Here is a 15,369-nt window from a genome sequence, read left to right on the forward strand (position 1 = left end):
GGCACCATCAAGCTTCCAGGAAACCCGGCCTCAGCGCCGGGTTTTCTTTTGCCGGAAAATCTTGCCGTCAAGCTTGGCTGGTGGCAAAAATATCGCAAGATTGATGAGGAGGAGCATATGACCGAGGAACTCGTTTTCTACACCAACCCGATGTCGCGCGGGCGCATCGCCCGCTGGATGCTGGAAGAGATCGGCCAGCCCTACCGCACCGAATATCTCGACTTCGGTACGACGATGAAGGCGCCAGGCTATCTCTCGGTCAATCCCATGGGCAAGGTGCCGGCCGTCAAGCATGGCGACATCATCGTCACCGAATGCGCCGCCATCTGCGCGTACCTGGCCGAGACCTTTCCGCAGGTCGGTCTTGCGCCGACGGCAGCCGAACGCGGCCGCTATTTCCGCTGGATGTTCTTTGCCGCCGGCCCAATGGAGATGGCGGTGACCAACCGCGCGCTGGGATTCGAAATCCCTCCGGAACGCCTGCGCATGGCCGGCTGCGGCAGTCTGGCCCATGTCTTCGACACTCTGGAACAGGCCGTCAGCGTCTCGCCGTTCATCGCCGGCGACCGTTTCACGGCCGCCGACGTCTATGTCGGTTCGCATGTCGGCTGGGGCCTGAATTTCGGCACCATAGAGAAGCGTCAGGCTTTCATCGATTATTGGGGCCGCGTCAGCGACCGCGACGCCTACCGCCGCGGCAACGAACTGGACAACGCCGCGATGCCAAAGCAACCGAACCCCTGATAAGACAATCAGTTATAGCTAAAATATCAAGTGAGATATCATGCTGCTATTGCAGCGGCATGTGAATTTCCGTCAGCAATTCCGTCGGCGGCACGTCGCGAGGATTGTTGAGATATTCCTCGAACATCACGGCATCGCGCAGTTGCCGGCCGGAAGCAGGCAGCCATTCCGCATAGAGCCATTGATAGGCCTTGTACATATCGGAATATGGCCCCTTGTGCCGTAGCACAGCATATTCGCCGCCATCGATTGTTCGCCGCTCCAGCGGCGCATCGGCGGCAACCTCGTCGACCGCGTTGACGCAGGCATAGGAGCGCAGCTTGTCTACATCCACAACATCGGGATCGTCCAGATAGACACCGATCATGCGCATATCCGGCTTGCCAAGGCCGCGGGCATAGATGGTGCCGAAGAGTGTTTCGAAAGCCTGACCGATCTGCATATAGGAGCCGCGATGGGCGACACCGATCAGTGACATCGGAGAAATGGCGCGAAGCGTAACATCGAACATAACCGTGATCCTTCCTTGGGTACTGGGTTCGAAGATCGTGTGGCTTCCCTCATTCCGATATCGCGCCGGCGGCATGCCGTAGACGGATTTGAAGATGCGGTTGAACGATTGGAGGTTGGGATAGCCCGACCGCTTTGCAATGTCGTTGACGGATAGACAGGTGTTGACGAGATCGCCGGCGGCACGATGCAGCCGCAGCCGCTTGACGGTGGCAGCCGCCGTCTCGCCATAGATCGCCCGATAGATCCTGTGCCAATGATAGCTGGACATGCAGGCGATCTCGGCAAGCTTTTCCATATCGAGCTCCTCATCCAGATGCTCATGGATATAGGCCGAAACCCGCCTCAGACGGGTTTCATAAAGCGCCCATGCCGTTTCGCCGTTCATGTCAAACCTCTTGCAAATCGATCGGCCTCAAGGAACCATATCTCGATTTGACAAATCCTGCTGACTTCCGTGCACAAACGAAAACGGCGGGAGCTATCAGCCCCCGCCGGTTGTAAATATGCATATGAAAACTGGCTATTAGCCGGCGAGCGCTGCAGCAACCGCCTCAACTGCATCATCGGCCTTGGCGCCGTCCGGACCGCCGGCCTGGGCCATGTCGGGACGTCCGCCCCCACCCTTGCCGCCGAGAGCGGCCGAGGCGATGCGCACGAGATCGACGGCGCTGAAGCGACCGGTTAAGTCTTCAGTCACCGCGACGACAGCGCTGGCCTTGCCGTCTTCGGAGACGCCAATTAGAGTCACGACGCCGGAGCCGAGGCTGGTCTTGCCCTCATCGGCAAGCCCCTTGAGATCCTTCGGATCGACGCCGGAAATGGCCTTGCCAAGGAACTTGACGCCGCCGATTTCCCGCACGGCATCCGCCGCGCCGTTCTGACCGCCGCCCATGGCGAGCTTGCGCTTGGCGTCAGCCAGTTCGCGCTCCAGCTTTCGACGCTCATCCATCAGCGCCTCGACGCGCGACACGACATCGGCAGGCTGCACCTTCAATGTCGAGGCAAGTGTCTTCACGCGCTCATCCTGCTCGGCAAGATAATCGCGCGCAGACTCACCCGTCACCGCTTCGATGCGGCGAACGCCGGCGCCGACGGCACTTTCGCCGAGGACGCGGATAAGACCGATCTGGCCGGTGCCTGAGACATGTGTGCCGCCGCACAGTTCAACGGAATAGGGCTTGCCGGATTTAGCGCCGCGCACGCCCTGCCCCATGGAGACCACGCGCACTTCATCGCCGTACTTTTCGCCAAACAGCGCCATTGCGCCTTCGGCGATGGCGTCGTCGACGCTCATCAGGCGGGTTGTAACCGGCGAATTCTGCAGCACGATTTCATTCGCCATATCCTCGACGATTTTCAGCTCTTCGGCCGACATCGGCTTCGGATGCGAAACATCGAAGCGCAGGCGCTCAGGCGCGACCAGAGAGCCTTTCTGCGCCACATGGGTGCCAAGCACCTCGCGCAACGCTTCATGCAACAGGTGGGTCGCCGAGTGGTTGGCGCGCAGGCGCGAGCGCCTGTTGTGATCGACCGTCAGGACAACAGCGTCGCCGACCTTGATCTTGCCTTCCGACACTTCCGAGCTGTGAACGAAAAGGCCCTCGCCCTTCTTCTGGGTATCGCTGACCGAAAGCTTGCCGTGGTCGCTGGAGACCACGCCGGTGTCGCCCATCTGACCGCCGGATTCGCCATAGAAAGGCGTCTGGTTGACGATGATCTGCACCTTGTCGCCGGCCGAGGCGCTGTCGACGGCAACACCATCCTTGACGATCGCCTGGATCACGCCTTCAGCCGCTTCGGTGTCGTAGCCGAGGAATTCGGTCGCGCCGAACTTCTCCTTGAGCTCGAACCAGATGGTTTCGGTCGCCTTGTCGCCGGAACCTGCCCAATGCGAGCGTGCCTCAGCCTTCTGCCGTTCCATTGCATCGGTGAAGCTCGATATATCGACGCCGATGCCGCGGGCGCGCAATGCGTCCTGTGTCAGATCGAGCGGGAACCCGTAGGTGTCGTAGAGCTTGAAAGCGGTCTCGCCGTCGAGGCTGTCGCCCTTGTGCAGCGTGGAAGTCGCATCGGCAAGCAGTGACAGGCCGCGTTCCAGCGTCTTGCGGAAACGGGTTTCTTCCAGCTTCAGCGTCTCGGAGATCAGTGCTTCGGCGCGCACGAGCTCAGGATAGGCGCGGCCCATCTGCTGAACCAGCGTCGGCAGCAGCTTCCAGACCAGCGGATCCTTGGCGCCGAGCAACTGCGCATGGCGCATGGCGCGGCGCATGATACGGCGAAGGACATAGCCGCGGCCTTCGTTCGACGGTAGCACGCCGTCGGCGATCAGGAAGGCAGACGAGCGCAGGTGATCGGCGATGACGCGGTGGCTTGCACGGCGCTCACCCTCGGCCTTGACGCCGGTCGCCTCTTCCGAAGCTTCAATCAGCGCGCGGAACAGGTCGATATCGTAATTATCATGTTTGCCCTGCAGCACAGCCGCAACGCGCTCGAGGCCCATGCCGGTGTCGATCGACGGGCGCGGCAGGTCGACCCGCTGCTCCTTGGTGATCTGCTCGAACTGCATGAAGACGAGATTCCAGATCTCGATGAAGCGGTCGCCATCCTCTTCCGGCGAGCCAGGAGGGCCGCCCCAGATATGATCACCATGATCGTAGAAGATTTCCGAGCACGGTCCGCAGGGGCCGGTATCGCCCATGGCCCAGAAATTGTCACTGGTGGCGATGCGAATGATCTTGTCGTCCGAGAGACCGGCGATCTTCTTCCAAAGATCGTAGGCAACGTCGTCGGTGTGATAGACCGTCACCAGCAGCCGCTTGGCATCGAGGCCGAATTCCTTGGTGATCAGGTTCCAGGCAAGCTCGATGGCGCGCTCCTTGAAATAGTCGCCAAACGAAAAATTGCCGAGCATTTCGAAGAAGGTGTGGTGACGGGCGGTATAACCGACATTGTCGAGGTCGTTATGCTTGCCGCCGGCGCGGACGCATTTCTGTGCCGTCGATGCCGTCTTGTAGGGGCGCTGCTCCAGGCCGGTGAAGACGTTCTTGAACTGCACCATGCCGGCATTGGTGAACATCAGCGTCGGATCATTGCGCGGAACAAGCGGGCTCGACGGTACGATCTCGTGGCCGTTCTTCTTAAAATAGTCGAGAAAGGTCGACCGGATTTCGTTCACACCGCTCATATTGGGCCCTTCAGTCCTTGCCTCGAGCGAGATTTCGTCTCGCTCATGTTCCTTCACCTAGTATGATCCTGTTCAAAAACCGCTTCGCACTTTTTCGGGATCACGCGCTGGCAAAATTTAATAAATCCAGTGGCTTTTATCGTCCGCTCCCGGCCCTGTCCAGCCGCACAAGCAAAACCGGCCGCACATCCCTTGGACAATACGGCCGGTTTTGAATTTTAGTCTTGATCAGTCCTGAAATCGCTCGCGGAAATTACGCGTCCGCGGCGTCGCTGTCATCAGCATCAGGTCCGCCATTCTGCAGGAAGCGATCGGCGATGAGACCGGCATTCTGGCGCAGCGACAGCTCGATCTCACGGGAGAGATCCGGATTGTCGCGCAGGAAGAGCTTTGCGTTTTCTCGACCCTGACCGAGACGCTGGCTGTTATAGGAGAACCAGGCACCGGACTTCTCGACGATGCCAGCCTTGACGCCGAGATCGATCAGCTCACCGGTTTTGGAAACGCCCTCGCCATACATGATGTCGAATTCAACCTGCTTGAAGGGAGGCGCCATCTTGTTCTTGACGACCTTGACGCGGGTCTGGTTGCCGACCACCTCTTCGCGCTCCTTGACGGAGCCGATACGGCGAATGTCGAGACGGACGGAGGCATAGAACTTCAGCGCATTACCGCCAGTCGTCGTTTCCGGCGAGCCGAACATGACACCGATCTTCATGCGGATCTGGTTGATGAAGATCACCATGGTGTTGGACTTCGAGATCGAAGCCGTGAGCTTGCGCAACGCCTGGCTCATCAAACGAGCCTGAAGGCCCGGCAGGCTGTCGCCCATTTCGCCTTCGATTTCGGCGCGCGGCGTCAGCGCGGCAACGGAGTCGACGACGAGAACGTCGATGGCGCCGGAGCGCACCAGCGTATCGGTGATTTCAAGCGCCTGTTCGCCGGTGTCCGGCTGCGAAATCAGAAGGTTCTGCAGGTCGACACCGAGCTTGCGGGCATAGACCGGATCGAGCGCGTGTTCGGCGTCGACGAAGGCGCAGATGCCGCCCTTCTTCTGGGCTTCTGCAATGGTCTGCAGCGCCAGCGTCGTCTTACCCGAGCTTTCCGGTCCGTAGATCTCTATGATACGCCCCTTCGGCAAGCCGCCGATGCCGAGCGCGATATCGAGGCTCAGAGAGCCGGTGGAAACTGTTTCGATTTCGACCACATTCTCGTTCGAGCCGAGCTTCATGATCGAGCCCTTGCCGAACGACCGCTCAATTTGAGAGAGTGCCGCTTCAAGTGCCTTGCTTTTATCCACCGATTTGTCCTCTACAAGCCGCAAAGAATTCTGAGACATCCGATCCACCTTTAGGTTATTGAAGCCGCTCAAGCAATGTCGCCGCTGATGAGAATTGTGTACTCTATTTGTTCTCATGCTACAAGAGCACAACAAGCAATTGAAAGAAAAAGGTAAAATGAATTCCGTTCTACATTTGTTTTCTTCTTTCATAGCAAGCACTTACGTGCCCTTGTCCGGCATTCTGCGCGAAAAATTCCCCGGCTCGATTCGCCTTTGGAACCGCTGAGGAGATCGGGATGGCAAAGAAGATTCTTGTTCTGGGTGGTGCCCATATCGACCGGCGCGGCCGCATCTTCGGCGAGACGGCGCCGGGGGCCAGCAACCCGGGCGCCTGGTTCGAGGAACCGGGCGGCGGTGGCTTCAACGCGGCACGCAATCTGGCCCGCCTCGGCTTCGATGTACGGCTGATCTCGCCGCGTGGCGGCGATGCGGCCGGCGAGATGGTGGCGGAGGCGGCGCTCAATGCCGGCGTCGACGACAAGCCCTTCGTTTTTCTCGACCGCAAGACGCCGAGCTATACGGCGATCTTGGAGCGCGACGGCAATCTGGTGATCGCGCTTGCCGACATGGAACTCTACAAGCTCTTCGTTCCGCGCCGGCTTGCGGTCCGCGCCATCCGTGACGCCTTCGAAGCCGCCGATCTCATCCTTTGCGACGCCAATCTGCCGGAAGAAACGTTGGCTGCCATCACGATGCGCGCTGCCGCCAACAGCAAACCGCTAGCCGCCATCGCGATTTCCCCAGCCAAGGTGATGCGCCTGAAGCCTTGCCTTGCCGGTATCGGCCATCTTTTTCTGAACGAGGCCGAAGCCGCGGCGCTGACGGAGAGCCGTCCGGACGATCCGCGTCGTTGGGTCGCCGGGCTGCGAGCGCTCGGCCTCAAGGGCGGCGTCATCACGCGTGGCAAACGCGAGTTGATTGCCTTCTCCGGTGACGACGCCATCAGCCTGCAGCCGCCCGTCGTCGATGAGGTCGCCGATGTCACCGGCGCCGGCGATTCGCTTGCCGCCGGCGTTCTCGCCGCCCTGCTCGCCGGTCACGATCTTAGCGAGGCCGCGCGCCACGGGGCAGCGGCAGCCGCGATCACCGTGCAATCACCTTTTGCCACGGCGGAGGATCTTTCGCCCGAGCTTCTGAACGCAATGCTGGCTCTTGTTCCCGAAGCCGCTATCTTGTCGTTAAACCCATGAATTTCGCATCTCCCATCTCAGCCAATCGGATACAACCATGAGCAAGCCTATTTCTCCCCTGCTGCCGATCTCCTATTCGAAGGAGGTTGCTGCGGCAAAATTGCGCGGAGCGCCGTTGGTGGCATTGGAATCGACCATCATCACCCATGGCATGCCCTATCCCGGCAATATCGATATGGCGCGCAGCGTCGAGGCCATCATCCGGCAGGAAGGCGCCGTGCCGGCAACGATCGCCGTCATTCACGGCGTGCTGCATATCGGCCTGGAGCCTGAAGAGTTGGAAGCGCTTGCCCAAACCAGCGGCGCGATGAAGGTGTCGCGTGCCGACCTCGCCTTCGCGATTGCCGAGCGCCGCACGGGCGCCACCACGGTCGCCGCGACGATGATCGCCGCGGCGCGCGCCGGCATCAAGGTTTTCGCGACCGGCGGCATAGGCGGCGTGCATCGCGGCGCCGAGGAAAGCTTCGATATCTCGGCCGACCTGGAAGAGCTAGCGCGCACCGATGTCATCGTGGTTTGCGCCGGCGCCAAGGCGATCCTCGATATTCCGAAAACGCTGGAAGTGCTCGAAACTCGCGGCGTACCCGTCGTCACCTACGACAGCGCCGAGTTCCCCGCCTTCTGGTCGCGTTCTTCCGGCCTGCCGAGCCCGCTGACGCTGAACAGCCCGGCCGCGATCGCCAACTTCCAGACAACGCGTGAACAGCTCGGCATCAACGGCGGCATGCTGATCGCCAATCCCGTGCCGGAAGCCGATGAAATCCCGCGCGAGGAGATGGAAATCTACATCGAACGCGCCTTGGATAGCGCCGAGCGCGACGAGATCGCCGGCAAGGCAGTCACCCCCTATCTGCTCAGCACCATCTTCGACATCACGGACGGCCGCAGCCTGAAGACCAATATCGCGCTGGTCGAAAACAATGCCCGCCTTGCCGCTGAAATCGCGGTTGCCCTGACGGATTGAGACAAGAAAGGCAGCCGCTCTAGGCTGAAAACCCAATCATATAGTTGATTATATATTGTCTTTCTGATTCAATCTAGCTGTTTGAAGGAGATTGGATCATGGCAGGGGAATTCTGGCTCGATGATTATCAGTGGGCGGCGATTGAGCCGCTGCTGCCGACGAACCAACCCGGAGCGCACCGCACCGACGATCGCCGCGTGATCAGCGGCATCATCCATGTGTTGAAGTCTGGCTGCCGCTGGCAAGACTGCCCGGCCTGTTATGGACCTTCGACGACGATCTATAATCGCTTCCATCGATGGTCGGCCCGCGGTATCTGGCGTCAGCTATTCGATGCTCTGGTCAAGACGGATGACACCGATATTCAGATGATCGACAGCACAACCGCCAAAGTCCACCGCTCGGCTGCAGGTGGAAAAGGGGGGCGGATGCCCAGGCCATCGGGCGCTCGCGAGGCGGCAGAACGACAAAAATCCATGCTGTTGTCGATCGTTGCGGCCGCCCCGTCGCGGTCAAAATAACACCCGGCCAGCGCGGCGACGCTCCCGTCGCCATCAGCCTGCTCGAACCCCTACCGCCCAGTCGTCTCTGCGCTGCCGATACCGCCTATGACAACAATGCCCTACGGCTTTTCCTCATCCAGCGAGGAACCTGTCCCGTCATTCCCAACAACCCGACCCGTAAACGAATCCAGCCGTTCGATCCCCAGGCCTATAAACGCAGAAACATCATCGAACGCATGTTCTGCCGTCTCAAGGACTGGCGCAGGGTCGCTACGCGCTACGACAAGCTCGCCACAAACTTCGCCGCAACATGCTATATCGCCGCAATCATCATTTGGTGGATCTGATTGCGTCTCGACCCTAGGTCAAGGAGAACAGACCTAGAGCGGCGCGCAGTTCCGTAAGGGTTGCTTCCGTCCGCTCCCTTGCCCTGAGCGTACCCTGTCGCAGCACACCCAGGGCGTAGCCAGGATCAGCGGCATAGCGAGCACGGCGCTCACGGATCGGGGCGAGCAGAGCTTGCAGAATATCTTCAAGCCGTCGTTTCACGACCATGTCGCCAAGGCCGCCCTTTCGATAATGCTCCTTCAGCTCCTCGGCGAAATCCCTATCCTCGGCAAAGGCATCGAGATAGGTGAAGACGACATTGCCCTCGACCTTTCCCGGATCAGCAGCGCGCAGATGGGCGGGATCGGTGTACATCTGTCGCACGGCTTGCCGAATATCGTCCGGCGACGCGGATAGCGGGATAGCGTTGCCTTGCGACTTGCTCATTTTGGCTTTGCCATCGATGCCTGGCAGACGACCGACGATCGGGATCATCGCCTCGGCTTCCAGAAGAACTTCGTGGCCAACCTGCCGGTTGAGGCGACGCACGATTTCGTTGGTTTGCTCGATCAACGGGGCTTGATCTTCGCCTACCGGGACGATCGTCGCCTTGAAGGCGGTGATGTCAGCCGCTTGAGCGACGGGATAGCAAAGAAACCCCGCCGGAATATCGCGTTCAAAACCGCGGAGCTGGATCTCTGTCTTGATTGTGGGGTTGCGCTCCAGCCGCCCGACGGCGACGAAGTTAAGATAGAGCACCGTCAGATCGGCCAACGCCGGCAACGCGGATTGCAGGCAAAACGTCGTCTCGGTCGGGTCGATCCCGACGGCAAGATAGTCGTAGACAACCTCCAGCACGTTACGGCGAATCTTCTCCGGATCATGCGCGTTGTCGGTCAGAGCCTGCATATCCGCCAGAAGCAGGAATTGCTGGTGAGTGTGCTGGAGGGCCACGCGGTTCCTGAGAGAACCGACATAGTGACCGAGATGGAGAGGACCCGTGGTCCGGTCGCCCGTGAGAATGACCGGGCGATTGTCGATAGGTAAAGACATTTGGTTGCTCCACAGAGGAGCCGCCGCGATCGGGGAGAGTGCCGGGAAATGACCATGCCTGCCGGATCACGGCGGCAAGGGTCGATTTCAAGAAATGACGACTGCCGCTCCTAGAAGGAGCGCCACCACATCCGGAGGCCGGTGTTCGCGAGATCGGTCATGTCGGTTTGATGCCATGGATCGAGCAAAGATGGCAATGGGAAACATCTGACTTGTGCCCCCCCCCAGCGTTCAAATCTTGCGCGCGCCTTAGTTAGCAAGACGATAAAGCGCATCGAAACAGCGCTTTCTACAGCTTCCCTCACCTAGCGATCCAACGTCTCCCTGACGACAACGGCAAGCTGCTTCAGCGAGAATGGCTTCGGCAGGAAACCGAACTTGGCGTCGGCCGGCAGATTGCGAGCAAAGGCATCTTCGGCATAGCCGGACACGAAGATGAACTTCATGTCGGGATATTTCTTACGCAATTCGCGCAACAGCGACGGCCCGTCCATCTCCGGCATGACGACGTCGGACACGACGACATCCACCTGGCCGTCGAGTTCATCCATGATGTCGAGCGCTTCGACGCCGGACCCCGCCTCATAGACGGTATAGCCGCGTGTCTCGAGCATGCGCTTGCCACCCCGACGCACCGCCTCCTCGTCTTCGACGAGCAGAACGACGGCCGACTTGCCGGTGAGATCGGCAGGTTCTTCCGGCGGCGGGACGACGGCGGCGACACTTTGATCCATCGCCGAGACGTCGCGGCTCTCCGACACCTGACCTTCGATCACCGTCGGGATTTCGACGATGTGGCGCGGCAGGAAGATGCGGAAGGTCGTACCCTTGCCGACTTCGGATTCCGGATGGATGTAGCCGCCCGATTGCTTGATGATACCGTAGACCATGGCAAGGCCAAGTCCGGTGCCTTTGCCCACTTCCTTTGTTGTGAAGAATGGCTCGAAGATCTTGTCCATGATATCGGGCGCAATGCCCGTACCGGTGTCGCTGACCTCAACCAACACCATTTCCTCATGCGGCAGATAGGCGTAGTTGAAGCCGGCCACTTCCGTTGCCGACAAATTGCGGGTGCGCAGCGTCAGCGTGCCGCCGCCCGGCATGGCGTCGCGCGCATTGACGCAGAGGTTGATCAGCACCTGCTCGAACTGTGACAGGTCGGTCTTCACCGGCCAGAGATCGCGGCCATAGTCGACATCCAGCTTGACATGCGTGCCAGACAGCAGCCGGTCCACCAGCATGCGCAGATCGCCGATCACATCCGTCAGATTGAGGATCGTCGGCCGCATCGTCTGCTTGCGCGAGAAGGCCAGCAACTGCCGTACCAGTACGGCCGCACGGTTGGCGTTGCGCTTGATCTCCATGAGATCGGCGAAGCTCGCGTCCGATGGCCTTGCCTGCAGCAGCAGATGGTCCGATGACAACAGGATCGCCGTCAGCACATTGTTGAAATCATGCGCGATGCCGCCGGCGAGTGTACCGACCGCATTCAGCTTCTGCGTCTGCGCCATCTGCGTTTCCAGCGCCTTCTGCTCGGTCACTTCGACGGCATAAACGATGGCCGCTTCTTCAGGCGCTTCGTCGGTCTGATCGATGACGGCATTGATATAGAAGCGGAAATGCCGCGTGTCGTCTTTCGGATTACGCGAATCGATCGGCGGGATATCGCCCTGCCGGTCCTTGGCGGCGGCAAGCGCCTGCTCCAGCCGCGGCCGGTCAGCTTCATAGACGATGTTCTCGAGGGCGGCGCCACGCTCGATATCGTCGCGCGAAACGAGATCGGAGAAGAGCTTCAGGAAAGGTGCGTTGGTGCGCAGAATGTGACCCGCGCCATCCACGGAGGCAATCGCCATCGGCGTGTTGTTAAAGAAGCGGCTGAAGCGCATCGCCGCGACGGAGGCGGATTGATCGTTATCGCCGCCGTTCTGCCGGGTCAGCACGATGGTGCGGCTTTCACCCGGGGCGCCGTCGCGCATCGACGTGACACTGTGAACGATCTGCACCGGTAGGCTCTGGCCGTTGGCGCGGCGCAGGTCGAGATCGAGCGTCACCGTCTTTTTGAGGCCGGGTTCGGCCTGGACGGACTGGATCAGCGTCAGGCCCTCGCCGGCCACGAGATCGCCGATGGTCATCGAACCCGGCGTGAATTTGGTCAGATCGAAGCCCAGCCATTCGGCAAGCGTCGCGTTCAGATAGAAAATCTCGCCCTTGCGGCCGGCCGAAAAGAAGCCTGCCGGCGCGTGATCGAGATAGTCGATGGCGTTCTGCAGTTCCTTGAAGAAGCGTTCCTGATCGTCCCGCTCAGACGTGATGTCGGTGATCTGCCAGATATGCAGCGCCTTGCCGCGCCCCTGCTCCGGCGGCAGCACACGCGCTTTCAAGCGATACCAATGCGCGCCGTTACCATTGCCTTCCCCGGGGCCGAGCGGCTTCAGGAGCCGGAACTCTTCCGAACCCTCCTTGCCCTCGCGCAACCCATTGGCAAGACGATAGAGCGCTTCATTGGATTCGCGATTACGCGACAGCAGCGTTTCCAGCGACTGCACCTCGGTCGCCTTGGCCGCGCCAGTCAACTGACCATAAGCGCCGTTGGCATAGATGATGCGGCCCTTTTCGTCGGTGATCAGCGTGCCATCCGGATGGCTGTTCAGGAATGAACGCGCTAGGCTGTCGGACTGCGTCTGCGGCATGACCTCGACGAAGCCGATAATCGACGAGACGAGAAAGAAAATGCCGACCATGGCGAGAATGCCGAGCCCGCCAAGCACGGTTTCGTTGTCGAGCTGGTCCTTGAAGATAACAAAAGCGGCGGCGGCGGCCACCAGCACTAGGGCGAGCAGAATGATGCGCAGCACGGTGCCCGAACGAACCCCGCGATCCACCAGCGGCACGCTATACTCGTCGGACTGACGCTGCTTCGTCATAAACCCCTCGTCTCCGCCCTCTTCCTTCTCCCGTCAGGCACTTGACGGATCGCGGATTCGGACCTTTCGAATCTTCTTTAGCAATTTGCGGCATCAGCAAAAAGCTTTGCGGGGCTAGAAAGGCCTGTATTCACAAGGAAGAGCGCTGGACAAAGAACGATCTATCTTGTTTCCAGAGCGGACCTGTCCATATGATCGCCTCATATCGATACAAAGGTGAAGACGTTGGGCCGGTCGTTTTTGCGGCAAGGCTGCGACATCGGGGATAATTACGGAGTATCTCGAAATGTGGGACGAAATCGCCGGGGCCTATGGCAGTCGCTTCTTCCTCGCAGCCGGTGGGGTCGGCATTGCCCTTCTCCTATTGATCTGCATCCTCTGGATCTTCCGAAACCGCGCTCCCTCGCCTTTCGTGCGCGGCGGCAAGAACCGCCAGCCTCGCCTGCAGGTGCTTGACGCCGCCGCCGTCGACGCCCGCCGCCGCCTCGTGCTGGTACGCCGCGATGGCATCGAGCACCTTATCATGATCGGCGGCCCGACCGATATCGTCATCGAGTCAGGGATTTCCGATGCCGCCAAGGCGGGCATGCCGGCACCGACCCCGGTCGGAACGCCGCTGGCCTACGAACGCCGGCTGGAACCGGCGCAGGAAGCGCCGCGCCTCGATCATGCACCGGCGGCAGCTTCGGAACAGCCGATCCCACAGAGAGCTTCAGTCGAAGCCTATATGCCGCCGGAACCCAGCCCTGCCGTAGAACCGGCTCCTCTTCGTGCCGCACCGGCAATCGAACGCCCGCAACCTCCCGTAACACCGCAGCAGCACATGCCACAGTCGGCGGCGATGCTTGGCGAAGCGGAAGTAGCCAATATTCTCGATGCAGCTCGTCAGCACGTATTGCCACAGCAGCAGCCGGCGCGTGTCGCTGCAGCCGCGCCGCAGCCCGTCCTCCAGCCGATGGCTCCTACCGTTGCTTCGGCGGCGCCAGTGGTGGCACCGCCGCCGGTGCGCGAACCCGGCGCCGATTTCCAGAGCATTTTGGAAGCGGAAATGTCTAATAATCTCACGGCGGAACGGATCATACCGAATGTGCCGCCACAACGGCAGATACAGCAGCCAGTCGCCGCCCCGGCGCAGCGCCGCGATCCGGAACTCCCGCCGATGACCGGCGCGGATAGTGCGCTTCAGAAAGAGGTCGCACGTATTTTCGGCGAAATGAGCGTCAACCGCGACAAGTGAGGCGCCGACGGGCGTTCTGGTGGCATGAAAAAGGCACGGCGGATATCTCTGCCGTGCCTTAATTTTGCGTTCCAATCGGAGTGGTCTGAAACCTATTCGTCGCGATAAACCTTCTCGCGGCGCTCGTGACGTTCCTGTGCTTCGATCGACAGGGTCGCGATCGGGCGGGCGTCCAGACGCTTGAGACCGATCGGTTCGCCGGTTTCCTCGCAGTAACCGTAGGTCCCGTCTTCGATACGCTGCAACGCGGCGTCGATTTTTGAGATAAGCTTACGCTGACGGTCGCGAGCCCGAAGTTCGATGGCTCTGTCAGTTTCGGAAGAAGCCCGGTCAGCAAGATCGGGATGGTTTGCGCTTTCTTCGGCCAAATGGTCGAGGGTTTCGCGCGCTTCTCTTAGGATATCATTTTTCCAGGCGACTAACTTCGCTCGAAAATAAGCTCGCTGATTCAGATTCATGAACTCCTCGTCTTCCGAGGGCACATAATTGCTAAGATCGATCTTCTCACTCAACGCGATTCTCCTGAAGAACATCTCATATGGCGCGCTGTATAGCCCAACCGGTAGTAACGATTCAAGCCAAATAGACGTGGTAAACGGATTTTTAAATTTGTCATAAAAGTTGGCTAAAGGTTTATTTTTCCATTATATATTCGCGATGACGTAAATGTGATAGAACCATAACCTTCGCGTGAATGACCGCCAACCCCTCCGTATTGCCGTTCGCCCCGCAGTTGACGGCATATAGGATCAGGCGGTACGTCAAAGGCAAATCGAGCACGGGAATTCCGCTATGACCCGCATCACGCCTCCACCGTCCCGGATTTACCTGTTGCGTCATGCCAAGGCTCTGCGGCCAACACCTGGTCAGAAGGATTTCGACCGCGCGCTTAGCAGTGATGGCTATGCCGCCGCTGAAATTGTCGCCAAAAAAGCCGTCGACAAAGGCTACAAGCCGGAACTCGTCATCTCCTCGACAGCTTTGCGATGCCGCCAAACCGCCGACGCTATTCGCCACGCCATGAGCCCCTCTACCAAGTTCCGTTACGTCGACGCGCTATATGACGCCACAACAGACATCTATCTCGAAATCATCTCATCGCAGGTGACCGAGGACTCCGTCATGTTGGTCGGCCATAACCCGATCATTGAAAGTACGCTGGAAGCACTGATTGGCCATCACGCCTTGGTCTCCGCGATTCCCAAAGGCTTTCCGACCGCCGGACTCGCCGTTGTCGACTCGACGCCGTCGGGCTGGGTCCTCACGGATTTCGTCAAAAAATAGGTTCGGCAGAAAAATATCAGGTGGAGCAATGATTTTGCGGCCCTGATCCGCAAAGCGCGGTCTCTTTTCGGGCCTCCTATTGCTTCCTATATTGACGATCACGC

The 15,369-nt window shown here is 59.8% G+C and carries 12 protein-coding genes; 6 read left to right on the forward strand and 6 right to left on the reverse strand.

Annotated elements, in window-relative coordinates; genetic code table 11:
* The first annotated feature begins 117 nt into the window (after positions 1 to 117).
* Positions 118 to 744, forward strand: a complete 627-nt coding sequence (locus tag C9E91_RS10390; RefSeq protein WP_107108528.1) for a glutathione S-transferase family protein — start codon at positions 118 to 120, stop codon at positions 742 to 744.
* Positions 745 to 790: 46 nt separating this feature from the next.
* Here C9E91_RS10390 and C9E91_RS10395 read toward each other — a convergent pair whose 3' ends face one another.
* The 3 genes from C9E91_RS10395 to recA all read right to left on the reverse strand — a co-directional run bounded on the left by C9E91_RS10395 (position 791) and on the right by recA (position 5,780).
* Complete coding sequence (locus tag C9E91_RS10395) at positions 791 to 1,642, reverse strand: AraC family transcriptional regulator (RefSeq protein WP_107108215.1); 852 nt, start codon at positions 1,640 to 1,642, stop codon at positions 791 to 793.
* 138 nt (positions 1,643 to 1,780) lie between these two features.
* Positions 1,781 to 4,441, reverse strand: a complete 2,661-nt coding sequence (alaS, locus tag C9E91_RS10400) for an alanine--tRNA ligase (RefSeq protein WP_107108216.1) — start codon at positions 4,439 to 4,441, stop codon at positions 1,781 to 1,783.
* Between the two features lie 253 nt (positions 4,442 to 4,694).
* Entirely contained in the window at positions 4,695 to 5,780 is a 1,086-nt protein-coding gene (gene recA / locus C9E91_RS10405; protein WP_107108217.1) for a recombinase RecA, read from the reverse strand.
* Positions 5,781 to 6,019: 239 nt separating this feature from the next.
* Here recA and C9E91_RS10410 point away from each other — a divergent pair, with 239 nt between their 5' ends.
* The 3 genes from C9E91_RS10410 to C9E91_RS10420 all read left to right on the forward strand — a co-directional run bounded on the left by C9E91_RS10410 (position 6,020) and on the right by C9E91_RS10420 (position 8,787).
* On the forward strand, positions 6,020 to 6,973 hold the full coding sequence (locus C9E91_RS10410) for a carbohydrate kinase family protein (protein WP_107108218.1): 954 nt from the start codon (positions 6,020 to 6,022) through the stop codon (positions 6,971 to 6,973).
* Positions 6,974 to 7,010: 37 nt separating this feature from the next.
* The gene (locus tag C9E91_RS10415; protein ID WP_107108219.1) at positions 7,011 to 7,937 is read left to right on the forward strand and encodes a pseudouridine-5'-phosphate glycosidase; all 927 of its coding nucleotides are present in this window, start codon (positions 7,011 to 7,013) and stop codon (positions 7,935 to 7,937) included.
* 98 nt (positions 7,938 to 8,035) lie between these two features.
* A protein-coding gene (locus tag C9E91_RS10420) for an IS5 family transposase (RefSeq protein WP_245407469.1) occupies positions 8,036 to 8,787 on the forward strand; the annotation gives its coding sequence in 2 pieces (ribosomal slippage) (positions 8,036 to 8,366 and positions 8,366 to 8,787; 753 coding nt in all).
* Between the two features lie 13 nt (positions 8,788 to 8,800).
* On the opposite strand, the gene trpS is transcribed toward C9E91_RS10420, so the two are convergent.
* Both trpS and cckA read right to left on the reverse strand, forming a co-directional pair.
* Positions 8,801 to 9,820: a tryptophan--tRNA ligase gene (gene trpS, locus C9E91_RS10425; RefSeq protein ID WP_107108221.1), complete on the reverse strand. Its 1,020-nt coding sequence runs from the start codon at positions 9,818 to 9,820 to the stop codon at positions 8,801 to 8,803.
* 305 nt (positions 9,821 to 10,125) lie between these two features.
* Positions 10,126 to 12,744 (reverse strand): cell cycle histidine kinase CckA, encoded by a 2,619-nt coding sequence (gene cckA, locus C9E91_RS10430; RefSeq protein WP_107108222.1) that lies wholly within the window; start codon positions 12,742 to 12,744, stop codon positions 10,126 to 10,128.
* Between the two features lie 286 nt (positions 12,745 to 13,030).
* On the opposite strand from cckA, the gene C9E91_RS10435 reads away from it, so the two are divergent.
* Entirely contained in the window at positions 13,031 to 13,981 is a 951-nt protein-coding gene (locus tag C9E91_RS10435; protein ID WP_107108223.1) for a flagellar biosynthetic protein FliO, read from the forward strand.
* Between the two features lie 92 nt (positions 13,982 to 14,073).
* On the opposite strand, the gene dksA is transcribed toward C9E91_RS10435, so the two are convergent.
* A complete protein-coding gene (dksA, locus tag C9E91_RS10440; protein WP_015340076.1) occupies positions 14,074 to 14,493 on the reverse strand; it encodes an RNA polymerase-binding protein DksA in 420 nt (139 codons plus the stop codon).
* Between the two features lie 280 nt (positions 14,494 to 14,773).
* On the opposite strand from dksA, the gene C9E91_RS10445 reads away from it, so the two are divergent.
* Positions 14,774 to 15,265 carry a SixA phosphatase family protein gene (locus C9E91_RS10445; RefSeq protein ID WP_107108224.1) on the forward strand — a complete coding sequence of 164 codons (492 nt, stop codon included), beginning with the start codon at positions 14,774 to 14,776 and terminating at the stop codon, positions 15,263 to 15,265.
* Positions 15,266 to 15,369: the final 104 nt, after the last annotated feature.

It is taken from the genome of Rhizobium sp. SEMIA4064 (assembly GCF_003025035.1).
Lineage (GTDB): Bacteria > Pseudomonadota > Alphaproteobacteria > Rhizobiales > Rhizobiaceae > Rhizobium > Rhizobium paranaense.